21 protein-coding genes and 1 pseudogene are annotated in these 21,442 nt (G+C 64.1%); 9 read left to right on the top strand and 13 right to left on the bottom strand.

The features are described from left to right. Positions 1-23: 23 nt before the first annotated feature. Positions 24-623, bottom strand: a complete 600-nt coding sequence (locus G3N97_RS13155) for a DUF4865 family protein (protein ID WP_205993601.1) — start codon at positions 621-623, stop codon at positions 24-26. 125 nt (positions 624-748) lie between these two features. Between G3N97_RS13155 and G3N97_RS13160 the strand changes: the two genes are divergently transcribed. From G3N97_RS13160 to G3N97_RS13170, 3 genes are all read left to right on the top strand, one after another. After that, positions 749-1,603 carry a LysR family transcriptional regulator gene (locus G3N97_RS13160; RefSeq protein WP_205993602.1) on the top strand — a complete coding sequence of 285 codons (855 nt, stop codon included), beginning with the start codon at positions 749-751 and terminating at the stop codon, positions 1,601-1,603. 192 nt (positions 1,604-1,795) lie between these two features. Then, on the top strand, positions 1,796-2,746 hold the full coding sequence (locus G3N97_RS13165) for a sulfonate ABC transporter substrate-binding protein (RefSeq protein WP_205993603.1): 951 nt from the start codon (positions 1,796-1,798) through the stop codon (positions 2,744-2,746). A gap of 645 nt (positions 2,747-3,391) precedes the next feature. Continuing rightward, entirely contained in the window at positions 3,392-4,708 is a 1,317-nt protein-coding gene (locus tag G3N97_RS13170; RefSeq protein WP_205993604.1) for a dicarboxylate/amino acid:cation symporter, read from the top strand. Positions 4,709-4,813: 105 nt separating this feature from the next. On the opposite strand, the gene G3N97_RS13175 is transcribed toward G3N97_RS13170, so the two are convergent. Both G3N97_RS13175 and G3N97_RS13180 read right to left on the bottom strand, forming a co-directional pair. After that, positions 4,814-6,139, bottom strand: coding sequence for an MFS transporter (locus tag G3N97_RS13175; RefSeq protein WP_205993623.1), 1,326 nt, complete (start codon positions 6,137-6,139; stop codon positions 4,814-4,816). 357 nt (positions 6,140-6,496) lie between these two features. Continuing rightward, positions 6,497-7,966, bottom strand: a complete 1,470-nt coding sequence (locus G3N97_RS13180; RefSeq protein ID WP_205993605.1) for a DHA2 family efflux MFS transporter permease subunit — start codon at positions 7,964-7,966, stop codon at positions 6,497-6,499. Between the two features lie 76 nt (positions 7,967-8,042). Between G3N97_RS13180 and G3N97_RS13185 the strand changes: the two genes are divergently transcribed. Then, a complete protein-coding gene (locus G3N97_RS13185) occupies positions 8,043-8,903 on the top strand; it encodes a LysR family transcriptional regulator (RefSeq protein WP_205993606.1) in 861 nt (286 codons plus the stop codon). Positions 8,904-8,998: 95 nt separating this feature from the next. Continuing rightward, positions 8,999-9,220 (top strand): hypothetical protein, encoded by a 222-nt coding sequence (locus tag G3N97_RS13190; protein ID WP_205993607.1) that lies wholly within the window; start codon positions 8,999-9,001, stop codon positions 9,218-9,220. 55 nt (positions 9,221-9,275) lie between these two features. Here the strand turns inward: G3N97_RS13190 and G3N97_RS13195 are convergent, their stop codons facing one another. Next, positions 9,276-10,727, bottom strand: a complete 1,452-nt coding sequence (locus tag G3N97_RS13195) for an MFS transporter (RefSeq protein ID WP_205993608.1) — start codon at positions 10,725-10,727, stop codon at positions 9,276-9,278. A 385-nt stretch (positions 10,728-11,112) separates the two neighbouring features. Here G3N97_RS13195 and G3N97_RS13200 point away from each other — a divergent pair, with 385 nt between their 5' ends. Beyond that, entirely contained in the window at positions 11,113-12,228 is a 1,116-nt protein-coding gene (locus G3N97_RS13200; RefSeq protein WP_205993609.1) for a GNAT family N-acetyltransferase, read from the top strand. A 56-nt stretch (positions 12,229-12,284) separates the two neighbouring features. Here G3N97_RS13200 and G3N97_RS13205 read toward each other — a convergent pair whose 3' ends face one another. The 6 genes and pseudogenes from G3N97_RS13205 to G3N97_RS13230 form a co-directional block, all read right to left on the bottom strand. Then, positions 12,285-13,475 (bottom strand): glycosyltransferase family 4 protein, encoded by a 1,191-nt coding sequence (locus G3N97_RS13205; protein WP_205993610.1) that lies wholly within the window; start codon positions 13,473-13,475, stop codon positions 12,285-12,287. 313 nt (positions 13,476-13,788) lie between these two features. Continuing rightward, positions 13,789-14,577, bottom strand: a complete 789-nt coding sequence (locus G3N97_RS13210; RefSeq protein ID WP_205993611.1) for an ABC transporter substrate-binding protein — start codon at positions 14,575-14,577, stop codon at positions 13,789-13,791. 28 nt (positions 14,578-14,605) lie between these two features. Continuing rightward, complete coding sequence (locus tag G3N97_RS13215; protein WP_205993612.1) at positions 14,606-15,760, bottom strand: methionine aminotransferase; 1,155 nt, start codon at positions 15,758-15,760, stop codon at positions 14,606-14,608. 134 nt (positions 15,761-15,894) lie between these two features. Beyond that, entirely contained in the window at positions 15,895-16,791 is an 897-nt protein-coding gene (locus tag G3N97_RS13220; protein ID WP_205993613.1) for a LysR substrate-binding domain-containing protein, read from the bottom strand. Then, positions 16,788-17,747, bottom strand: coding sequence for a substrate-binding domain-containing protein (locus G3N97_RS13225; protein ID WP_205993614.1), 960 nt, complete (start codon positions 17,745-17,747; stop codon positions 16,788-16,790). The genes G3N97_RS13220 and G3N97_RS13225 overlap by 4 nt, the downstream gene beginning before the upstream one ends. 137 nt (positions 17,748-17,884) lie before the next feature. Next, a pseudogene (locus G3N97_RS13230) lies at positions 17,885-18,049 on the bottom strand (MFS transporter); the annotation flags it as partial. Positions 18,050-18,436: 387 nt separating this feature from the next. Here G3N97_RS13230 and G3N97_RS13235 point away from each other — a divergent pair. From G3N97_RS13235 to G3N97_RS13245, 3 genes are read left to right on the top strand one after another with little or no spacing between them, the layout of a single operon-like run. Next, the gene (locus G3N97_RS13235; RefSeq protein ID WP_205993615.1) at positions 18,437-18,973 is read left to right on the top strand and encodes a PAAR domain-containing protein; all 537 of its coding nucleotides are present in this window, start codon (positions 18,437-18,439) and stop codon (positions 18,971-18,973) included. Continuing rightward, the gene (locus G3N97_RS13240) at positions 18,974-19,561 is read left to right on the top strand and encodes a glycoside hydrolase family protein (protein WP_205993616.1); all 588 of its coding nucleotides are present in this window, start codon (positions 18,974-18,976) and stop codon (positions 19,559-19,561) included. It abuts the gene before it with no gap. Next, entirely contained in the window at positions 19,554-19,982 is a 429-nt protein-coding gene (locus G3N97_RS13245) for a hypothetical protein (RefSeq protein WP_205993617.1), read from the top strand. The genes G3N97_RS13240 and G3N97_RS13245 overlap by 8 nt, the downstream gene beginning before the upstream one ends. Here the strand turns inward: G3N97_RS13245 and G3N97_RS13250 are convergent. From G3N97_RS13250 to G3N97_RS13260, 3 genes are read right to left on the bottom strand one after another with little or no spacing between them, the layout of a single operon-like run. Next, entirely contained in the window at positions 19,969-20,148 is a 180-nt protein-coding gene (locus G3N97_RS13250) for a hypothetical protein (protein WP_205993618.1), read from the bottom strand. The genes G3N97_RS13245 and G3N97_RS13250 overlap by 14 nt on opposite strands. A 19-nt stretch (positions 20,149-20,167) precedes the next feature. Next, a complete protein-coding gene (locus G3N97_RS13255; protein WP_205993619.1) occupies positions 20,168-20,539 on the bottom strand; it encodes a copper resistance protein CopC in 372 nt (123 codons plus the stop codon). 30 nt (positions 20,540-20,569) lie between these two features. Continuing rightward, positions 20,570-21,415 carry a hypothetical protein gene (locus tag G3N97_RS13260; RefSeq protein WP_205993624.1) on the bottom strand — a complete coding sequence of 282 codons (846 nt, stop codon included), beginning with the start codon at positions 21,413-21,415 and terminating at the stop codon, positions 20,570-20,572. Positions 21,416-21,442 lie beyond the last annotated feature (27 nt).

The raw sequence follows: 21,442 nt of genomic DNA on the forward strand, positions 1-21,442 counted from the left end.
GTTGGGTCGTTGTGGCTCGCTAACTAGTCGTGAGCGACGGCGGCTGCGTTCGTGGCGAGCGTTTCGAGCAGCGGCTGTGCCAGATGCACTATTTGCCAGGGCGAGCCAGCGTGCGCGTGCGGGGAATCCGGCGCTTGCTCCGATAGCAACGTGCGCGTGAACGCCCACTTTTCCGTGTCTATGCTAACAACCGATACACAGACATCCGGGTGGGCCGCACGTTCGCTGTTGCGGGCGATTTCATTGGCGATCGCCTCATCCAAATCCGCATCGATATCGATGAGAATCGTCTCGATGTAGGCGAACTGTGCACTACTGGCCGGACCTTTCGAGGCGTCCAGAACGCTCTGTGCGTAAATGGGCGCGCGCCCGAAGCTATTGGTCACATTCCGGTAACGTCCTGTGGCGAGGAAGTCGCGGAATGCCGCATCATCGCGCCAGAGGTATTGCGAAGCATAATTAGACTCTTGAGCGCCATAACGTCCTGCTTCGCGCAAGAGGAACGCTTTGTAGAAGAGATTGGGCGCTGCGTCCCACAGCGAGCCGCGCTGTTTTGCACGAAGATGGATCTTGCTCGTATCGTAGTCGGTCGGAAGGCGGTGGCCATAAAAAACGGTCAGCATCGGGAATTCTCCTTTCAATGACGTCGTATTCGGGGCGGACGGCTGACACAAGCGTAGCAGCGGTGTTCGCGGTGAAATAGCGATCACGGACTGTTTCAGTGATTCGATTTCTTTATGGATAGGTAATGAAGAATCTCGACGTAGAAGCGGTTCAGGCCTTTGTTTTGGTCGCCGATCTGAAGAGCTTCACGCGTGCGGCGCATGTGCTGGACACGACGCAGGCCGCGGTCAGCTTACGCATCAAGCGTCTCGAGGCGCAGCTTGGGCGGCGACTCATCGAGCGCACGTCGCGTCACGTGCGATTGTCAGTAGACGGCGACACGTTCCTTTCTTCCGCACACGCGTTCGTAGCGGCGCACAAAGAAGCGATTGGGGCGTTCGGCGAGCGGCGTCGAAAACTGGTGATTGGCATGAGTCACCATGTGGTGGGCGCAGAGCTTCCGATGCTTGTGCGGAAATTGAGTTCCGAAAACCCGAATGTCGTCATGGAACTTCGCATTGCTGCCTCACGCGATCTTCTTTTCGACTACGACAAAGGCATTCTGGATGCCGCTATCGTCCTGCAATACGACAGTCGGCGACTGGATGGACAACAAATCTTGAAAGAAGAGTTCGGATGGATGGCGTCCGCAGATTTCCGGTACGACTCGTCGTTGCCGTTGAAGCTTGCAACGCAGGCTGCACCTTGTAGCGTGCGTCAGATGGCGATCGATGCTCTCGACGAGGCCGGTGTTTCGTGGGAGGAAGTGTTCGTCGGCGGGGGTGTGGCCACAATCGGCGCGGCTGTTGCTGCCGGGGTTGCCGTCGCAGCGCTCGGCCGTCGAGTTGCGCCTGCCGGAACAATAGACATCGGCGATCAATATGGCTTGCCGCGGCTGTCTGGCCGCGATGTTGTCTGCTATAGCGCCAAAAGGGATGAGCAGACGAAACATATCCTGCGCGGCTTGGGCGACGCGTTGCGCGCTGTTTCTGTAAGGTGAGCGTATCAAATGGCGGAGCGGACGCGCATGAGGAGAAGCGGCCTAAAACGTGCGCTCAACTGTGCATCGACGCAGTAGCGGAAAAATCGCAATCCCGGCGACGTCATTTGCTTAGCGTGGAAGATTACTTCGGGGAATGCAATCGGAACGGTAACATTTTCCTTCCGCTCGACTGACGATGGACCGCGAAACATGACCCGATTCGACCGCCGCCGTACCGTACTTGCCGCGCTGGGCGCCACGCTTGCAAGCGCCGCGTTGCCCGCCTGGGCGAAGTATCAACCCGATCAATTCCGCATCGGTTATCAAAAGGCCGCGAGCACGCTGGTGCTGCTCAAGGCGAACGGCGCGCTCGAAAAGCGCCTCGCACCGCTCGGCATCAAGGTGACGTGGAACGAGTTTCCGGCCGGGCCGCAACTGCTCGAAGGCTTGAATGTCGGTGCGATCGATTTCGGTTATGTGGGCGAAGCGCCGCCCGTATTCGCGCAGGCCGCGGGCGCGGATTTCGTCTATACCGCCTACGAAGTGCCGACGCCGCATGCCGAAGGTCTGGTGGTCGGCAAGCAATCGCCCATCAAGACCGTGGCCGAACTCAAGGGCAAGAAAATCGCCTTGAACAAGGGGTCGGACGTGCACTGGTTCCTCGTCGCGCTGCTGCAGAAGAACGGCATCGCGCTGAGCGACATTCAGCCTGTCTATCTCGCGCCCGCCGATGCGCGCGCTGCGCTGCAAAGCGGTTCGATCGACGCGTGGGCGGTGTGGGATCCGTTCCTCGCGGCCGTGGAGGCGCAGGACGGCGCCCGTCTCATCGCCGACGCGAGCGGCATCGCGCAGCATCATCAATTCTTCCTGAGCCAGCGCGAATTCGCGCAGAAGCGCAAGGACGCGATTGCCATCGCGCTCGACGAACTCGGCAAAACGGGACAATGGGTTCGCGCCAATCCTGCGGCCGCTGCTGCACAACTCGCGCCGATCCAGGGTCTCGACGCCGCGATCATCGAAAGCGGGCTCAAGCACTATGCGCATATCTACAAGCCGATCGACGCCACCGTGATCGCGCAACAGCAGCAGATCGCCGATACCTTCTACGAACTCAAGCTGATTCCACGCAAGATCGTGACGAAGGATGCCTTGCTCGCTTGATACGCGAACGGGGGCGTCGCGCTAGCACAATTTGCGTGAAGGCGGCAGTTTCTGGAGGAATTCGCAGAAGCGGGTTTCAGAACCACGGCCCCGAATAGCCGAGCCGCTAACACGGCACCCATCGGGAGACCCTGCGATCACGCAGGGCTCCATTCAACATCGTCTCCAGCCAGGCCCCTGAGCCGCTGCGCGCCGGGTTCGTTTGGCACATGCAGTCGCGGCTATCGATGCCGGTCCCTCCCGGCGGCGACACTTCCACAATCTCCAATGATGCGCTGCGTGCCCTTGGCCACGCCAGGTCTGCGCGCCATCCAATCCCCGTCCGTGAGATTCACCTTGCTGCGGGGCATGCCGGTGCATTCCGTGATTACACGGAAAACTCTCGCGCACGAGGCCACTCAGCGTCAAAAGGCCGAGGACGACGAGCAATCTTTCCCTAATTTGTTGATATTCAGGGTTTTCATCGGGCCGAGCTTGCCGCCACCAAACCAGCATTCGATTGCGTTTCACGACCGCGACATCTCGCCACCCCAGGGTTTTTGACAGGTTTGCAACAAGTGGTGCAACAAAGTACAGTGGCGCAACAAATGTATTCGTAAGCCTGTTGCCGGCTGCTCGCATGAGCGGCCAAAAAGGAGCGTCGCAATGAAACGTACGAAGCTGACCGGCTGGATCGTGATCGGCATGCTATTGGGGATTGCCGTGGGTTACGGCTGCCATCGCGCGATTGGCGACGCGCAGAGCCTGAAGTCGGTCGCAGACGGGTTCGCGCTCGTCACCGACCTGTTCCTGCGGCTCATCAAGATGATCGTCGCGCCGCTGGTGTTCACCACGCTCGTGGTGGGCGTCGCGAAGATGGGCGACGCGAAGGCGGTCGGACGCGTGGGCGTGCGCACGCTCGCGTGGTTTCTCGGCGCGACCTTTGTTTCATTGCTGCTCGGGGCGCTGGTCGCGAACTGGCTGCAGCCCGGCGCGGGGCTGAATCTGCCGCTGCCCGATTCGCACGCCGCCACCGGCATTCAACCGGGCGCGATTTCGATCCGCGAGTTCGTCACGCATCTGGTGCCCAAGAGCGTCGTGCAGGCCATGGCCGAAAACGAAATCCTGCAGATCGTGGTGTTCGCGGCGTTCTTCAGCCTCGGCATCATCGCGATCGGCGAACAGGCGAAAGGCATCGTCAAACTGCTCGAGCAGATTTCGGCGGTCATGTTCAAGGTGACGGGCTACGTCATGGCGTTCGCGCCGGTTGCCGTGTTCGCGGCGCTCGCGCACGTGGTCGCCGTTCAGGGGCTGGGCGTGCTGCTCAGTTACGGGCGTTTCATGGGCGTGTTCATTGGCGCGCTGGTGCTGCTGTGGTGCGCGATCGTGGCGGCGGGCGGTCTCGTGATCGGTGGCCGCGTGTTCGGACTCGTGCGCTCGGTGCGTCTGCCGATGCTGCTGGCGTTCAGCACGGCGAGCAGCGAATCGGCGTATCCGAAGCTGCTCGAACAACTCGAACGCAGCGGTGTGCCGCGCCGCATTTCGAGCTTCGTGCTGCCGCTCGGCTACTCGTTCAATCTCGACGGCTCGATGATCTATTGCACGTTCGCCACGCTCTTTATCGCGCAGGCGTATGGCATTCACCTGTCGTTCATGGATCAGGCGGCGATGCTCGCGATCCTGATGCTCACGAGCAAGGGCATGGCCGCCGTGCCGAAAGCCTCGCTCGTCGTGATTGCGGCGACGCTCGGGCAATTCAATATTCCCGAAGCGGGTCTGCTGCTGATCATGGGCGTGGACACCTTCCTCGACATGGGACGCACGGCGACCAACGTGCTCGGCAACAGCGTGGCCGCGGCCGTGGTGACGAAGTGGGAAGGCCAGCTTGGCCCGGTGTTGAGCGAGGACGAGTATGAAGCGCTCGCGAATGCGCGAGAGGAAGCGCATGCCGGCGCAGGTCTGGTCGAAGGCGTGACGACGTAAGTCTGTATCGTACGGAATCCGAATTAATTGTGAATCACGATCATCCGGATTAAAAAAACGGCGGCCCGCATCACGCGGCGCCGCCGTTTTTTATTGCGTTGCCGTTTAGCGGCTGATGTCTTCGAGCGAACGTCCGCGCGTGGCCGGTCCGAGCAGCACCATCACGATCCCCACCAGCATCGACACGCCGATAAACATCGCCACGCCCGGCACGCCGTAGTGATGCAGCAGAATGCCGATCGCCAGTCCGGCGAACGCGGCGGCGATGCGGCTCCACGAATAGACGAAGCCCACGGCGCGCGCCCGCACGCGCGTCGGGTACAGCTCGGCCTGATAACCGTGATACGCGTACGACATGATGTTCGCGGCGAGCGTGAACAGCACGCCCAGCACGATCAGCAGCCATGGCTGCGAAGCCTGCGCGAACAGCGCGATCACCACGGCCATGACCAGCAGGCCGCCGACGATCTGGGTCTTGCGTTCGAGCTTGTCCGCGAACCAGAAGCCGATGAGCGGCCCGAACGGATTCGCGATGGCGATCACGAAGGCATACGCGAGACTCTGCGTGACGTGAATGCCGCGCTCGATCAGCAGCGTCGGCACCCACGCGGCGAAGCCGTAGAAGCCGATCACCTGCGCCATGTTGAAGATCGAGAGAATGACCGTGCGACGCAGATACGGCGGGCGCAGCACTTCGGCGAGCGAGCCCGCACCGGCAACTTCCGGCGCGGCCGGTTCGGGCGCGGGCAGCGGCGCGCGGGTTTCGGCTTGCACGCGGCGCTCGATATCGGCGACGATGCGCTCCGCGTCGGCTTCGCGGCCGTTTCGCGCGAGCCAGCGCGGGCTTTCGGGAATGCGTCGGCGCACGAACCACACGACGATCGCGCCCAGCGAGCCGATCAGGATCACGACGCGCCAGTAGTCGATGCCGAGCGGCTGCGTGTCCTTGAGCGCATAGGCGAGAAACGCCACCACCGGCACCGCGCAGAACGTGATGACCTGATTGAGCGCGTAGGCGCGGCCGCGTTCGCCGCGCGGAATCAGCTCGGAGATGTACGTGTCGATCGTCACGAGTTCGATGCCGATACCGATGCCCGCGATGAATCGCCAGATGTTCAGCGCGAGGCCGGTGGTCTGGAACGCCATGATCGCCGTGCAGACGATGTACCAGATCAGCGACCAGGTGAAGATCATACGGCGGCCGAAGCGGTCCGCGACCTGGCCGAATACGATCGCGCCGACCCAGAGGCCCGCGAAGGTCGAGAAGACGAAGGTGCCGAAGCCCGCCACTTTCAGCGGCCCGAGCGCCGAAAAGAAGCCGAGCGACTCGGGCGTGAAAAGCCCGGCGTGGACCATGCCGGGCGCCACGTAACCGGTGAAGAACAGGTCGTAGAACTCGAACACGCCGCCGAGCGACAGCAGGATCACCATGGTCCAGACGGTGCGTGACGGCGGCAGCCGGTCGAGGCGGGCCGCGATCTCCGCCGATGTTGGAGTCGACATCGAATTCCTTTTATGAGTTTCAGGTGCGAGCAGTGAGACCTGGCGCGCGCGTGCGAGCGCTCAGGCGTTATGCCGGAGCTTAATTGACGCGGCGCGTCACGGCACCTGGTTGAAACCCAGCTTGAAGGCGTTGGTCGAGTGGTGGGTGAAGAGAAGCGCAAGCAGCGGCGTATCGAGCGTCGATTGCTCGATGCCGCTGTTTGGCGATGGCGCGGCGAGCGCGCTTGACTGGGGAGACTACGCGTCGGCGCGGTGCGATGCGTCGGATGAAGCCAGGCGTTGCACCTATCGCCCGCCTGCCGCCACGGCTTTCACCGTCGCGCCCGCGGCCGGCGCTTCTTCGATGCCGCGGAAGATCAGCGCGGAGATCAGCGTGATCGCGCCCACGGAAGCGAAGCTCACGCGAAAGCCCAGCGCCACCGAGTCCCAATGCGCGGCGACGAGGCTCACGAGCGCGCCGCCGATGGTTACGCCGAGGCCCATCGCGAGCATTTGCACCATCGAAAAGAGGCTGTTGCCGCTGCCCGCGTCTTCGTGCGAGAGACCCTTGAGCGTGATGCTGTTCATCGCCGCGAACTGCATCGAATTGGCCGCGCCGAAGATTGCCAGCACGACGAGCGAGACGATGACCGGCGTGCCGCGCGAAATCAGTGCGAACGCCACGATCGAGCCGCCGACGATCAGCGTGTTGACGAGCAGGAAAGTGTCGTAGCCGTAGCGGCGGATCAGCGGCGCGATCCAGCGTTTGGCGACCGTGCCCGCGAGCGCGGCAGGCAGCATCATGAGGCCGGAATGCAGCGGCGTGTAGCCGAGTTCGAGCTGCATGAGCAGCGGCACGAGAAACGGCACCGCGCTGGACCCGACGCGGCAAACGAGATTGCCGATCAGACCCACGCTGAAGTTGGGCTCGCCGAACAGCGCAAGCTTGAAAAGCGGATCGCGGCGACGGCGCGCATAGGGCACGTAGGCGAACGCGGAGGCGAGGCCGAGCGCGAAGAGTCCCGCCGACCAGGCCGCGCGATGCGTCTGCACCGGCGCGTCGAAGGCGAGCGAAAACGCGATCATGCACAACGAGACCAGCGCGCAGCCGATCACGTCGAACGGCGGCGCGGCGGTGTTCGAACTGCGCGGCAGATAGCGCCACACCATGAACAGACCGGCGGCGCCGATCGGCACGTTGATCAGGAAGATCCAGTGCCAGGTGATGGCCTGCACGAACCAGCCGCCGAGCGTCGGGCCGACGATCGGTCCGACCTGGCCCGCGACCGAAATCAGCGCGAGCGCGGAGACGTATTGCTCGCCCGTCACGGCGCGCAGCACGGCGAGGCGGCCGATCGGCATCAGCATCGAGCCGCCGACGCCTTGCAGCACGCGTGCGATCACGAGTTCGCCGAGCGTGTGCGCGCTCGCGCAGCACAGCGAGCCGAGCACGAAGATGAGGATGGCGGTGAAGTAGACGCGGCGCGTGCCGAAGCGGTCGGCGAGCCAGCCCGAAGCGGGCGTGAGCATGGCCATGGTGAGCGTGTAGGCGACGATCACCGGCTGCATCATGAGCGGTTTGACGCCGAGGCTGTGCGCCATCGAGGGCAGGGCGGTGTTGACGATCGTCGTGTCCAGCGCCTGCATGAAAAAGCCTGCGGCGACGATCCACAGCAGCGCCGTCTGGCTTGAATCCTTGTTCATGGGAACGTCTTGGCGGGGCGCGAACGGTGGGGAAACACGGGCGCGCAGCGCGGAAATCTGCAATGACGTCATGATATTGTCATCGCGGGCAATCGGGAACCCCACTCAGGACATTGACTGTTATCGGCATTGCCGATAACAATGCGGCATGCTCAATCCCACCTGGCTCAAATCCTTCGCGACCGTCGCGGCCTGCCACAGCTTCACTGCTGCGGCGCGGCAACTCGGTCTGACGCAGTCGAGCGTGAGCGACCATATTCGTCGGCTCGAACAGGAAATCGGCCGCCGCCTGTTCGTGCGCGACACCCATACGCTCGCGATCACGCCCGACGGCGAGGCCATGCTCGCGCACGCGGGCGCGATCCTGCAGGCGATCAACCGCGCCGAATCGCAGTTCCGCGCGCCGCGCCTGAAGGGCCGCGTGCGGCTCGGTTCCTCCGACGACATCGCGCTCGGCCCGCTGCCCACGGTGCTCACGGCGTTTCGCAACGCGCATCCGGACGTCGAGCTGGAAATCATCATCGGCATGACGGGGCGGCTTTACGAGCTGCTCGACGCGGGCGCGATCGACCTGATGGTCGGCAAGCGGCGGCTCGGCGACAAACGCGGCGTGGCGCTCTTCACCGGGCGGCTCGAATGGCTCGCGCGCACCGGCACGATGGTCGATCTCACGCAGCCGCTGCCGCTCAATCTCGTGGCCGAGCCGAGCGTCACGCGCGCCGTGGTGCTCGACGCGCTCGCGCAGACCGATTTCCGCTGGCAGATCGTGTGCACGAGCAGCAGTCATTCGGGCTGCGTGGCGGCGGCGCGCGGTGGTCTGGGCATCACGGTGCGGCCGCAGTATCTGGCGGCGCGCGGTCTCGCGCCGCCGCTCAATGTCGCGAGCCTGCCGGCGTTGCCGGACGTCGAATTCATCGCGCTCGCGGCGAAGCGCCTGAGCCGTCCCGCGCAAACACTGATGCAATTGCTGCACGACAGCGATCTGCGCGGCTCGTGGATCGGCGAATGAGGCGCGCCCGTTTCCGCACGATCGGGCGCGCGCCGCACGCGCGTCTGGTGTAAGATCCGCCGCCTGGCATCAGGTATTAGCGGCAGGTGAATGATATGGATCGAAAAACAGCGGAGCGTCTGCTCGTCGACGCGGACAGGATTGCCGAATTCGTTCTCGAATGTTTCGATCTGACGCTCGACGCGCCGCAAGGGCGCGAGCTTTACGACCGCGCGTTCAGCCTCTACCTGAAGCGCGAAGCGGGCGACGTGCCGCTCGCCGATCTCTACGACGCGCTCAAGGGCCACGGCGAGTTGCCGGAAGCGCCCGTCGCCTGAACGCGCATCGCGTTGCAAACGTCCGTTTTCCAGACTCAGCCCGACTCAGCCTGATTCAGCCCGACTCCCCCGCGCGCGCCGCATAGGCGCGCATGGGCGCATCGGCATCGTCCTCGGCCAGCGCTTCGAGCGAGAGCCCTTTCGTTTCGATGCCCATGACCGCCACGGCCAGCGCGGCGACGACGAACGACAGCGCGCCGAGCGTGAACACGCCGCTTTGTCCGAAGACCGGCAGCACGACGCCCACGGCGTAAGGGCCGATCAGCGAGCCGACGCGTCCGATCGCCGAGGCGAATCCCGATCCCGTCGCGCGCGCGCCCGTGCCGTACAACTCGGGCGTGTACGTGTAGAGCACGGCCCACATCCCGAACATGAAGAACTGCATCGCGAGCCCCGAGCCGATCAGCAGCGCGGCGCTTTGCAGATGCAGCGCCGTTTGCCCGTAGACCCACGCCATCGCGCCCGCGCCGACGAGCGAGGCCACGCAGGTCGGCTTGCGGCCGATGCGTTCGACGAGCCACGCCGCGCACAGGAAGCCGGGAATGCCGCCGAGCGAAATCAGCACGGTATAGAGCACCGACTTCGTGACGGTCGCGCCCGCTTGCTGCATCAGCGCGCCGAGCCACGACGTGAGGCCGTAAAAGCCGAGCAGCGCGAAGAACCACAGCGCCCAGACCATGATCGTGCGGCGCCGGTACGCGGCGCTCCAGATTTCGCGGAATGCGCCATGCGGCCGTTCCATTGCCGAGCTTGCCGGGGACGTCTGACGCGCGGGCGCGGGCAGCGTGGCGACGCCGAGCGTGCGCATGACCTGGGCTTCGATCTTCGTGGTGACGGCATCGGCTTCGGCGACGCGTCCGCGATGTTCGAGCCAGCGCGGCGACTCCGGCACGATGCGGCGCACAATCAGCACGAACAGCGCGGGAATCGCGAGCAGCGCGAACACCGTGCGCCAGCCGAAATGCGGCAGCACGAAATATGAGGCGACACCCGCGGCGATAAAACCGAGCGGCCAGAATCCATCCATCAGCGCGACGAGGCGGCCGCGTTTCGCGGCGGGCACGAACTCGGAGAGCAGCGTTTGCGCGACGGGGAACTCCATGCCCATGCCGACGCCGAGCAGCACGCGCCAGAGGATCAGAGCGTCGACGCTGTGTGCTGTAGAGCACAGATACGAGGCCGCGCCCCAGAGCACCATGCTCCACTGGAACACCGGCCGTCGGCCGAAGCGGTCCGACAACAGGCCCGCGAGCGCGGCGCCCAGCACCATGCCGAAAAAGCTCGCGCTCGCCACGAGTCCCGCCGTCGCGCTCGACAGGCCGAACTCCGTCTTGATCGAGCCGAGCACGAAGGTCATCGTGCCGAGATCCACGGAATCGAAGAAGAACGCCACCGCAATGATCAGAAAGATCGTGCGGTGATACGGCGAATACGGCAGGCGCTCGAGCCGCGCGGCGGCGTTGGCCGATGCCGTGCGTGCCGGCGCATGAGGCGAATGGCGTGTCATGTCGTTCCTGTCGTCTGGAAGCGCGCCCCGGTGCGCGGGCGCGGCGCGCGCCGGTCGATGACCGGGCGATCCAGTAGACGCCGCCATTAATGTCAGACATAGAACAGAACCGGCGTGGGGATGGAATGCGGGCGTCGCGCCGCAGCGAGCCATTGCGGTGCATTCATGTCCGCGCGGACTAAATCTTGGCGTAAAAGGCCTGCCGTCAGCCCGTAGACTGTTCACCGGAAAAGCCGCCACGCATCGCGCATTCAGCAGACCGAAGTCAACGCGCGAAGCAAAGTTCAGATCAAAAGACCCAGGCCGGGACGAAAACCCCGCTTGAAGAGAACGGAGACAACGCGCTGCAATACGGGTGGCAGCGCGCAATGAGAACGGGTGAACGATGACGACCATAAGAGACCGCTTGGTGTTCGGGGAACAGCCGCAGAGTGCCCCGCTATCTCTGCCGCAGCCGCAGCAATCGCCGCCGTCGCAACAATCGCAGCGGTTCGCGCGGCTATCGAGGCAGGCGCGCGCGCGAGAAGTTGCGTCGGCCGCGTCGGCGGCGGCGGATGCGGCGTCGCAGCGCGCGCTCGCGCACTCGATCTTTCACGAACGCTGGTGGCTCGACATCGCGACACAAGGCAACTGGGCGCTCGCGACCGTCAAGCAGGACGATACGCTGCTCGGCGAAATGCCGTACGCGCTGATTCGCCGGCGCGTGTGGCGCATCTCGCATCTGCCGCCGCTCACGCGCACGCTCGGTCCGGTGATTGCGCCGGTGACGGGCAGCGCGGCGCGTCAGCGTCGTCATCGTCTCGATGTGACGGCTCGGTTGATCGAGCAATTGCCCGCGTGTGACAGCTTTTTCCAGGTGCTCGACCCGCGCGTCGACGACGCGATTGCGTTCGCGCTGCGCGGCTATACGGTGTCGGCGCGCTACACCTTCCGTATCGAAGCGCACTGCACGCAGGACGAGGCGTGGTCGCGGCTCGACAGCAAGACGCGCAACGTGATTCGCGGCGCGGCGCGCGAGTTGACCGTCGCGCCGATCGCAACGCCGGGCGAATTCCTCGGCTTTTACGAGGACAATCTGCGCGCTCGCTCGCGCAGCAACGCCTATGGCAGCACGGTGATGCGCCAGCTCGTCAACGCGTTCGTCGAACGCAAGTCGGGCACGCTGCTGGGCGCGTATGGGCCGGGCGCGAAACTCGTCGCGGCCATCGGCCTCGTGTGGGATCAGCAGGCGATGTATTTTCTGCTCTCGTCACGCATGCACGAGGCGCATTGCGGCTCGATCAGTCTGCTGATCTGGAGCGGCATTCAGCGCGCGATCGAAAGCGGGCTTATCTTCGACTTCGACGGTTTTTCGAGCCCGTCCACGTTCAGCTTTCTCAATGGTTTTGGCGCGACGCTCACGCAGCGGCTCGGCGTCGAACGGCATGGCACCGCGTATCTGCTTGCACGCACGCTCAAGCGGCGGCTCGCGCCGGGCTCCGTGTTCGCACCGAATCTATAACGACGTTGAGAAGCGGCGCGTTCGATCCGGGCGCGCCGTGCATGCAGACGATCGCATCAAACCAGTTCGTGCTGCGCGTGCGGCGTGGCGCGGCGCGTGGTGGCTTGCGCGAGTTCGAGCGCGCTGGAGGCGAACAGCAAGGGTGACCAGCGCCGGATCGCATCGCGCGCGCCGCTGGCGAAGCGCTCGCGCAACGTGCCGTCGCTGCCGAGCTGGCCGATGCGCTGCGCGAGCGTGCGCACGTCGCGCGGCTCGACGACGAAACCGTTCACGCCGTCGAGCACGATCTCGCCCGCCACGCCGCAGGTGCGCGTGACGATGGCCGGGCAACCCGCCGCGAACGCTTCGTTCACGCACAATCCCCACTGGTCGAATTCGCTCGCGAGCACGATGAAATCCGCGAGCGCGTAGAGATTCGGCATCTCGTGATTCGGCAGCGAACTGAGGATCGACACGTCGGCGTCGAGTCCGTGCGCGGCGATGCGCGCGCGCAGTTCCGCATCGAGCGGCCCCTGACCCACGAGCACGAGGCCGATGCCGCGCTCGCGCAGACCGGTCTGCGCATAGGCGTCGATCAGCACGTCGACGTTCTTGCGCGCCACGAAGCGGCTCACGCACAGCAGAAAACGCGGCGGCAGGCGATAGCGTTCGCGCACGCTGCGGGCGTTGTCGCGCGCGCGTTGTGCGAGGCGCGCGAAATAGTCGATGTCGACGACGTCGAAGCCGATGCGCGAACGCGCCATCGGAATGCCGAGCGAGAGCGCATAGCGGCGGTGCCGTTCGCCCGCGACGAGCGCGCCGTCGAAGCGGCTCACGATCATCCGCTTGAGGCGTTCTTTCGCGGCGCTGCGCACGCCGTCGTCGGCTTTCGAATCGGACATGTAGATGAGCTTGAAGCGCCGCGTGAGATGGCGCAGTGCGCACAGCAGCGCCGAATACTGCGTGCTGTAGCCGAGCGTGATGACGACGTCGGGCGCGAACGCGCGCAACCTGGCGACGAGGCGCGAGCAGTCGCGCAGGCCGAGCCCGTCGCTGTCCGAGCCGTCTTCGACGAGCGTGATGGCGTGCGGCGGCCGGTTCGCGAAGAACGCCGCGCGGCGCTCCTGCGGGAAGCCGTAGACGCCGGAGCGCGCGAAGACTTCGAGCAGCGACACGTCGTGCCCGTTGCGGGTCGCGGCGTCGACGAGGGCTTCGTAGCGAGGCACGTGGTAGTCGCCCAGGTTGCCGACGACGAAGAGAATGCGCATGGACAATGACCGCTCACGATTGAGTTGGCAGGGACGGCCGCCGCGCTCAGCGCCTGCGTTCCGCGCTCAGCGGTCCGAGGGCGTCGCGCCTGTTACGTCATCGTAACCGCGCGTGTGGCGTCGCAGCGCCATGCCACGCTCTACTGGCCGTCAGGGGCGAGGGTTTGTCCGAATCGATGGGGCGTGGGCGGTGCGCCGGATCGCCCGGCGCGTTTTGTCAGGCAAGCGCGCAGCCAGGTTTGCGCGCCGGCGTGATGTTGTAAGACGACGAATCGGCGACGATGGTTTGACCCCGGCGCGCCATCGATCGCGCTTACTTCGGCGACACGTCGATATCGCCGAAATACTTGCGGGCGAGCGTGTTGACCGTGCCGTCCGCTTCGAGCTTCGCGATCGCCGTGTTCAGACGCTCGCGCAGCGCGTCGTCGCCCTTGCGGATGCCGAACGCCACGCCGTTGCCGAGGATCCTGTCGTCGCGCACGGGCTCGCCCACGAACGCGAAGCCCTTGCCGTCGGGCTGCGAGAGAAAGCCTTTCTGACCCGCGGGCGCGAGCAGCAGCGTGCCGTCGAGCCGGCCGGAAACGAGATCGGCGTAAATCTGGTTCTGGTCCTGGTAAGGCACCACGTTCACGCCCGCCGGTTCCCAATGCGTCTTCGCAAAGGTCTCCTGAATCGACGCCTGCAGCACGCCCACGCGCTTGCCTTTGAGCGACGCCGCCGTGGCCACGAGGCCGCTGTCGGTGCGCGCGATCAGGCGGCTCGGCACGCGATAGATCACAGTCGTGAAGTCGATGGCGGCACGGCGTTGCGCGGTGGCGTTCATCGCCGAATTAATCGCGTCGAACTTGCGGCCCTGGAGTGCGGGAATCAGCCCGTCGAACGAAGTTTCGACCCACGCGCAATGCAACTGCGCACGCGCGCAGACGGCATTGCCAATATCGATGTCGAAGCCTTGCAGGCGTCCATTGGCGTCCTTCGATTCGAACGGCGGATACTGCGCCTCCACGCCGAAGCGCAGCGAACCGGCGTCGGCGAATGCGGGCAGCGAGGGTAGCGCGGCGAACGCGCACGCGAGCGCGAGCAGCGTGGTGAGGGGCTTCATCGTGATCTCCTTGCCGGGTCTGGGTGATTCAAATCGCGCAAAGACGGCGTGCGCCTTCGAGCAATGTTTCGTCATCCTTTGCAAAACTCAGGCGGATGACGCCGTGATCGGTGCCGTCGGTGTAGAACGCGGACAGCGGAATGGTCGCCACGCGGGCGTCGCGAATCAGACGCAGCACGAAGTCGCTGTCGCGCTCGTCGGAGAAGGCGCGAAAGCGCGCGAGCATGAAGAAGCTGCCTTCGCTCGGCAGCAATTCGAAGCGCGAACCGGCGAGCGCGTGCGCGAGCAGATCGCGCTTGTGCTGATAGAACGCGCCGAGGTCGAGATACGAGGAGGCGTCGGCGAGCGCCGCGCTGAACGCGTGCTGCATGGGCGTGTCGGCGGCGAAGGTCATGAACTGATGCACCTTGCGGATCTCGTCCATCAGCGCGGCCGGTGCGAGGCAATAGCCCACGCGCCAGCCCGTGACGTGATACGACTTGCCGAACGACGAGACGATCACGCTGCGCTCGGCCAGCTCCGCATAGCGCGCCATGCTGCAATGGCGCGCGCCGTCGAACACCACGTGCTCGTAGACTTCGTCGGAGAGAATCACGATGTCGGTGTTGCGCGTGAGCGCCTTGAGGCGCGCGATGTCCTTCGCGCCCAGCACCGTCGCCGTGGGATTGTGCGGCGTGTTCACGATGATCATGCGCGTGCGCGGCGTGATCGCGGCGGCGACTTCGTCCCAGTTCACGCGGAAATGCGGTTGCGCCAGTTTGATGGCGACGGGCGTCGCGCCTTGCAGGCGCACGATGGGCGCGTAGCTGTCGAACGACGGCTCGAAGTAGATCACCTCGTCGCCCGCGTGGACGAGCGCGCTGATCGCGGAATAGAGCCCCTCGCTCGCGCTCGCCACGACCGTCACTTCGCTCGCGGGATCGTAGTGCGCGTCGTAGAGCGCCGCGTACTTGACGGCAAGCGCTTCACGCAGCGCGAGCACGCCCGCCATCGGTGCGTACTGGTTGTGGCCCGCGCGCATGGCGGCGGTCACGTCGTCGATCAACTGCGGGTTGGGCGCGAAGTTCGGCGCGCCTTGCGAGAGATTCAGGGCATCGTGTTCGGCGGCAAGCTGGCCGATGACGGTGAAGATCGTGGTGCCCACATCGGGCAGCTTCGAGCGGGAGGAGGCGGCGCTGTGCATCGTCCGGAAACGGGAGAAAAACGGCTATTTGGCCTAAAAGGCCGCGCCGTGGCAATCGAATTTTTCTCATGTGCGCCATGCGTGCGGCTCATGGGCGGTGTGTGCCGCGCCCGCGTGGGGGCTGGCGGTCGGGTTCAGGCCTGTGAATTCGCCGCGCCATGCGCGCGGTCGCGTTCCATCCACGCGCTGAACAGCTGGATCTTCGGCTGCTGCGCGGCGAAGTCGGGATAGACGAAGTAATAGCGCGAACCCGTCGCCACTGCGAAGTCGATCGGCAGCGCGAGCCGCTGAGCGGCCACGTCCTCGCTCACCAGCGTGCGGTCGCCGATGGCCACGCCGAAGCCCTGCATGGCCGCGCTGGTGGCGAGATCGAGCGACTCGAAGGTCGGACCGTGATGAGCGTCGATGTGCGCCGCGCCCGCGCGGGCGAGCCACAGCTTCCAGTCGGCGTGATCGCGCGTGGGATGCAGCAGCGTGAGGTGCGCGAGGTCGTCGGCGCGAGCGATCGGATGGCGGCGCAGGAATTCCGGCGTGCACACGGGCGTGAGGTATTCGTCGAACAGCGGCACCGCGTGCACGTCCGCGCCCGGCGACGGACCGTAGATGATGGCCGCGTCGAACGGCTCGGCCTGGAAGTCGACTTCGTGTTGCCAGGTCGTGGTGATCTGCACCTGGAGTTCGGGATGCTCGGTCTGAAAGCGCGTGATGCGCGGCAGCATCCAGCGCATCACGCAGGTCGGCATCTTGAGCGCGAGTTCGCCGCGCTGACGCGTGAGCCGCATCGACGCCTCCTCGATGCGCCCGAAACCCTCGCGCACGGCGGGCAGCAACTGCTCGCCCTCGGCGGTGAGCGTGAGGCCCTTCGGCGAGCGGCGAAACAGCGGCAGCCGGTAGTACTCTTCGAGCGCGAGAATCTGGCGGCTGACCGCGCCCTGCGTGAGACACAGATGTTCGGCGGCGCGCGTGAAGCTGCCGTAACGGGCGACCGTTTCGAAGATCTGCAGCGCGTTGAGCGGCGGCAGACGCCTCACGACGCGCTGTCCTTCGTGACCAGCACGAGCGGCGTCTCGACCCGGTCGGGCAGATCGTCCTGACGACGCTGCTCGATCAGCGCCTGCAAGACGACGTCGATGCCGTAGACGGCCTGTTTGTCGGCGAACTGGTCGACCGAGGCGAGCACGCGGCCGTCGGCGAGCATCGGCTTGATGGCGGCGCTGGCGTTGTAGCCGGTGATCAGCACGCGGCCGCGCAGATGCGCCATGTTCACGGCGTCGACCGCGCCGCGCGCCATGTTGTCGTTCGCGCACAGCAGCGCGCGCAGACCGGGCTGCGTGGCGAGTATCGCCGTGGCCGCGGCGCGGCCCTTGGCGTAGTCCCAATCGCCGGGCTGGGCGGCGACGATCTTCACCGAAGCGGCGTGCATGGCCTCGCGAAACCCCGCGTCGCGCTGCTGCGCGTTGCGATCGGACGCCACGCCTTCGATGATGGCGGCGCGGTCGCCCGCATGCAGCCGCCGCGCGAGATAGTCGCCGACGAGCTTCGCGCCGCGCCGGTTGTCGGGGCCGACGAACGGTACTTGCAGCCGCGCTTCGCGCAGCGCGTCCGCGTCGAGCGGATTGTCGATCGTCACGGCCAGCACGCCCTGGCGCACGCACGTTGCGACGGCGGGCACGAGGCGGCGCGAATCGGCGGGCGCGAGCACGATGGCGCTCACCGATTCCGCGGCGAGCGATTCGACGAATGCGGCCTGCTGCGAGACGTCGGTCTCGCCTTCGGTGCTGCGCACGATCAGCTTGAACGGGTAGGGCGAATGCGCCTGGAAAGCCGTGGCCGCCGCGATCATGGCGGCCGTGAACGGATCGTTGCCGGCTTTGAGGACGAGCGCAACGGTGATGTCGCGCGCCGCGCCGCGAGCGAAGGGCGAAGCCGCGCCGCAAGCCGCCAGGGCACTGGCGATCAGGAAACGGCGGCGCGTGAGCTCGTGCATGGCGGATTCGGCCGGATGCCGAAAAGCGGGTTCGGATGGCCGGGAGTTTACGCGATTGGCGCGCGCCTGGCGAGGCGGGGAAGCGAGTGGGGGTTTCGCGTGGTGTGCTTGTAGCGGCACAGTTCGTTGATTCCGAGCAGCGAGAAGATCGCCGCGAGCGTGACGATCGCGAACGCGATGCCAGCCACCATAGCGAAGAGGCTTTTTTCCCGCACTAGCATGGACATCGGATACGGCGTGAGCATCGAGAGAATCGCTGCGCAGGTGAGGGAGCGCGTTTCGCCGAAGCGTTGTGCGAGCAGCACTTACAACGCAGACATACCGCTGCGTTCAGAGGCGTGGCGCGTCGAGCCGGAAGCGCTCAATACTGCTCGCGCATGATGAAAGACTCCCTGAGCGTCTTGAGCAGCCGAAGAAGCAAAAAATCGGCTGTTTTGGGCCGGTTCATTTTTTTGAACGACGTCCTGGGATCCGCAGAGGGCGCGATGCCAGCCCGAATTTGTCGGTTGTCAAATTGCGTTCCGTTCGTGATGCAAATCGGCTAAATCCCCCTCACTTTAAAGCTTGTCTGATGGTCTGCTCACTTGCGCAGTCCGACGATTGCCGGTTAGCGGCGGATGGTCCGCCGCGACTGTGCCGGTCGTGTACCTGCACGGTATCCGTAGTTGCAATCGAACGGAGGCACGCACATGAGGCGTTTTCTGTTAAGGCTAGGCGACAAATCTACGGCAGGCGGCGTTGTCCTTGAGGGAGCGGAAAACTGCTCGCACCACGGTATACCGATTGCGTTTATCGGCGCAAAGGTCTGGTGCGAAGGCTGTGAATCGAGCGGTTACATCGAGTCGGTAGGACCGCACCATCCCGCAACGATGCTCGGCAAGCAACAGGCGCTGGAAGGCGATATCTGCATCTGCAAGTGTTCACCGCCGCCTGTATTCAGCGCATCGCAAACAAGCGCCTCTCATAGCTGGGAAGACGAATGGGGGGACATGGGGTATGCCGCGAGCCTGGTGGCGTCACAGGGCGAACGGCGCGCCACACACGACGAACGATTCAGGCTATGCGATCGCGCAGGAAAGCCGATGCGCGATACGTACTACACGCTGCGGTTATCAACGGGCGAGATTGAACACGGCACCACTGACGAGCATGGCCGCACCGCGCGATACACGACGGATAGCGCGCAACCGATCCGGTTTTATATTGGGCACAGAGAGGAAATATAAATGCCTGACGCACTTGGAAGCTCAGTAACCAACGCGGACCCGAATTCATGCGTTACCGTGCAATCAGACAGACTATGCAAGCCTTGGACACTTTCAAACGATGGTTTAGCATTCGTGGCAGTATGCGAGAGTGGGGTTCTGAATGGCACCTATCAGGGAATGCCCGTCGTTGATGGGATGATCTTAAAAGTCTACATCGACAGCAAGGGGTTTCCTACAGTTGGATTCGGTCATAAGGTTTTGCCAGAAGATCACCTACATGTAGGCGATACGATTTCGGTCGAGCGGGCGCGCGAACTCTCGAAGAGAAATCAACGTGAAGCGACCTCGGCAGTCAATCGAAAAATTCACGTCCCGCTAATGCAATATGAATTCGACGCTTTAGCTAGCATCGCGTTCAATGCCGGTGGCGGTAACGGATTCAATGGTATAGCGGATAAGGTCAATGAAGGCGTATATACAGGCGTTCCCGATTTCATACGAACGTACCGAGCACATGGGATCGAGTGGCGTCGGGCGCTTGAGGCACGCCTGTTCCGCTCTGGAAACTACGATGCGCGTCACGGGCCGGGAGTCGCAATTGAATAAAATTATTATTTTCGTTCTGTTGATGTTTTGGGTGATCATGCAAAACGTACAGGCCGATGAGAATGTAAATTACTCCAATTGCCTGCAATACGTAGGTGGCGGAGGTTTGGGTGACGTTGATTGCTATGATGGACACACAAAATCACTCGAATCGGACAATCAAAAATTGATTGCGTCGATCAAATCATCGCCCGGAATAAAGGCAGACACGAAAGCGAGGCTGGATAGATACATAAGAGCCGAAGACGCGGCCATGAAAGGCTGCGCGCTTGCTCCACGGTTGGCTCTGGATTGGGCTATTGTTGACGTGAACAAAAATCACGTTGATATGTATGACGCTATGGAGTCCAGTTGTCGATATCAAATTCGAAAGCAGGAGAACGAGTTTTTGCGAAATCTTTTGTCTATCAAAACAGGATGACATTGGCGATTGATTCCGCTAATTCAATGCCCCGCTTCCAGGTGTAGGCATACATGCCACCGGAAGGGCTCCAGAAAGCAAGGGCGACACCGTAGTGTTCGCCCTTGCGGCCCTTCACGTCAATTTCAACGTTCTTATATTTTCCATTCATGGCGCGATTGATCACCGCGCCCCGCGCCGCGATATCACTGCACGGTAAAACTATAGTGCCCCGTAGTGCGATGGCCGTCAGCGGCCACGGCGATCCACTTGACCGCGTATTGCCCCGCGCCGAGCGGATTCACCGCCACCGACATGCGTTTCTTGTTCGTCGCATCGACCGCTGCCTTATCGTGAATCACCGACTTGCCCGCGGCGTCGGTGACATCGATCGAGCTGAAGGCGGGTTCGAGTTCGTCATCGAAATCGATCGTGACGGTGGATTGTCCCGCGGCGACGGTCGAGCCGGCGGCCGGCGTTTGATGCGTCGGATAGGCGTGCGCCCAGGCGAGTTGCGCGCCTGCGAGAGCGGCGATGGCGGCGAGCACGCGAAGCGAACGGATAGCGTTGAAAGTCATGATGAAGTCCTCGATAAAACTCAATGCGGGTTATTGAAAGAGCGGCTTGCCGATGCTGTTCGGCGCCACGTCGTCGAAGAAAATATGCGTCTGCAGGAGGATGCCGACGTGTGAGCCGCTCGCGCGGTTAATCGGAATCTGCGCCTCGATGCCGAGCTGGCCGTAGCGATTCATCCAGATGAAGCCGGGATTCACGGTGCCGGTCGTCTGCCCCTGGCTGCGCGAGAGCGGCACTTCCACGAGCGGAATCAGGTTCGAGAGCGGTTGCGGCAGGCCGAGATCGTGCACGTGCTGTTGCAGATACGGCAGGCTGTACTGGAACGTGAGGCCGTAATTGAAGGCGTTCGGCTGGCCGCCGCCCGTCGTGAGCGCCGGGCCCGCTTCGCCGGTGATGGCGATCGGGCGCAGCCACGCGAGCGAGTCGGGCAGGTCGCCCATGCCTTTGCCTGCGTAGATCGTCGGCGAAATGGTGGAGAAGTTGTCGGCGATGGCGCGGCTGCCGGTGCCGCCGAGGTCGGCGTCCACGCCGACCGAGGTCATGAATTCGTGCGCGTCGTTCACGTAGAGCAGATATTTCAGGCCGACGCCGAAGTTGTCGAAGCCGTGCGCGGTAGGGTTGTTCTGCATGACGTAGCCGCCGTCGACGGAGAACGCGAGGCGCGGCGTGATGAGCTTGTCGTACTCGAAGCTGAAGGTGTTGACGCTCTGGTCGCCCGCGTCGCCTGGCACGCGCTGGTGGCCGAATTGCAGGTCGGCTTCGTCGCCGACGCCGGGATCGTCGACAGAGAGCGTCGCGGGAAACACGCGGTCGCCCGCGATCGCGTGCGCGTGGGCGAGGTGCGGGGCGAGCGCGAGGCAAGCGAGCGCGAGCGTCAGCGCGTACGCGCTGCGGCGGCGTGCGGG

Source organism: Paraburkholderia sp. Ac-20347 (assembly GCF_017104805.1).
GTDB lineage: Bacteria > Pseudomonadota > Gammaproteobacteria > Burkholderiales > Burkholderiaceae > Paraburkholderia > Paraburkholderia tropica.

What these genes read in the sequence shown, in the direction of transcription:
- G3N97_RS13155 (WP_205993601.1), bottom strand. Translation starts at nt 623, where the DNA reads ATGCTGACCGTTTTTTATGGCCACCGCCTTCCGACCGACTACGATACG.
- G3N97_RS13160 (WP_205993602.1), top strand. Translation starts at nt 749, where the DNA reads ATGAAGAATCTCGACGTAGAAGCGGTTCAGGCCTTTGTTTTGGTCGCC.
- G3N97_RS13165 (WP_205993603.1), top strand. Translation starts at nt 1,796, where the DNA reads ATGACCCGATTCGACCGCCGCCGTACCGTACTTGCCGCGCTGGGCGCC.
- G3N97_RS13170 (WP_205993604.1), top strand. Translation starts at nt 3,392, where the DNA reads ATGAAACGTACGAAGCTGACCGGCTGGATCGTGATCGGCATGCTATTG.
- G3N97_RS13175 (WP_205993623.1), bottom strand. Translation starts at nt 6,139, where the DNA reads ATGGTGATCCTGCTGTCGCTCGGCGGCGTGTTCGAGTTCTACGACCTG.
- G3N97_RS13180 (WP_205993605.1), bottom strand. Translation starts at nt 7,966, where the DNA reads ATGACGTCATTGCAGATTTCCGCGCTGCGCGCCCGTGTTTCCCCACCG.
- G3N97_RS13185 (WP_205993606.1), top strand. Translation starts at nt 8,043, where the DNA reads ATGCTCAATCCCACCTGGCTCAAATCCTTCGCGACCGTCGCGGCCTGC.
- G3N97_RS13190 (WP_205993607.1), top strand. Translation starts at nt 8,999, where the DNA reads ATGGATCGAAAAACAGCGGAGCGTCTGCTCGTCGACGCGGACAGGATT.
- G3N97_RS13195 (WP_205993608.1), bottom strand. Translation starts at nt 10,727, where the DNA reads ATGACACGCCATTCGCCTCATGCGCCGGCACGCACGGCATCGGCCAAC.
- G3N97_RS13200 (WP_205993609.1), top strand. Translation starts at nt 11,113, where the DNA reads ATGACGACCATAAGAGACCGCTTGGTGTTCGGGGAACAGCCGCAGAGT.
- G3N97_RS13205 (WP_205993610.1), bottom strand. Translation starts at nt 13,475, where the DNA reads ATGCGCATTCTCTTCGTCGTCGGCAACCTGGGCGACTACCACGTGCCT.
- G3N97_RS13210 (WP_205993611.1), bottom strand. Translation starts at nt 14,577, where the DNA reads ATGAAGCCCCTCACCACGCTGCTCGCGCTCGCGTGCGCGTTCGCCGCG.
- G3N97_RS13215 (WP_205993612.1), bottom strand. Translation starts at nt 15,760, where the DNA reads ATGCACAGCGCCGCCTCCTCCCGCTCGAAGCTGCCCGATGTGGGCACC.
- G3N97_RS13225 (WP_205993614.1), bottom strand. Translation starts at nt 17,747, where the DNA reads ATGCACGAGCTCACGCGCCGCCGTTTCCTGATCGCCAGTGCCCTGGCG.
- G3N97_RS13235 (WP_205993615.1), top strand. Translation starts at nt 18,437, where the DNA reads ATGAGGCGTTTTCTGTTAAGGCTAGGCGACAAATCTACGGCAGGCGGC.
- G3N97_RS13240 (WP_205993616.1), top strand. Translation starts at nt 18,974, where the DNA reads ATGCCTGACGCACTTGGAAGCTCAGTAACCAACGCGGACCCGAATTCA.
- G3N97_RS13255 (WP_205993619.1), bottom strand. Translation starts at nt 20,539, where the DNA reads ATGACTTTCAACGCTATCCGTTCGCTTCGCGTGCTCGCCGCCATCGCC.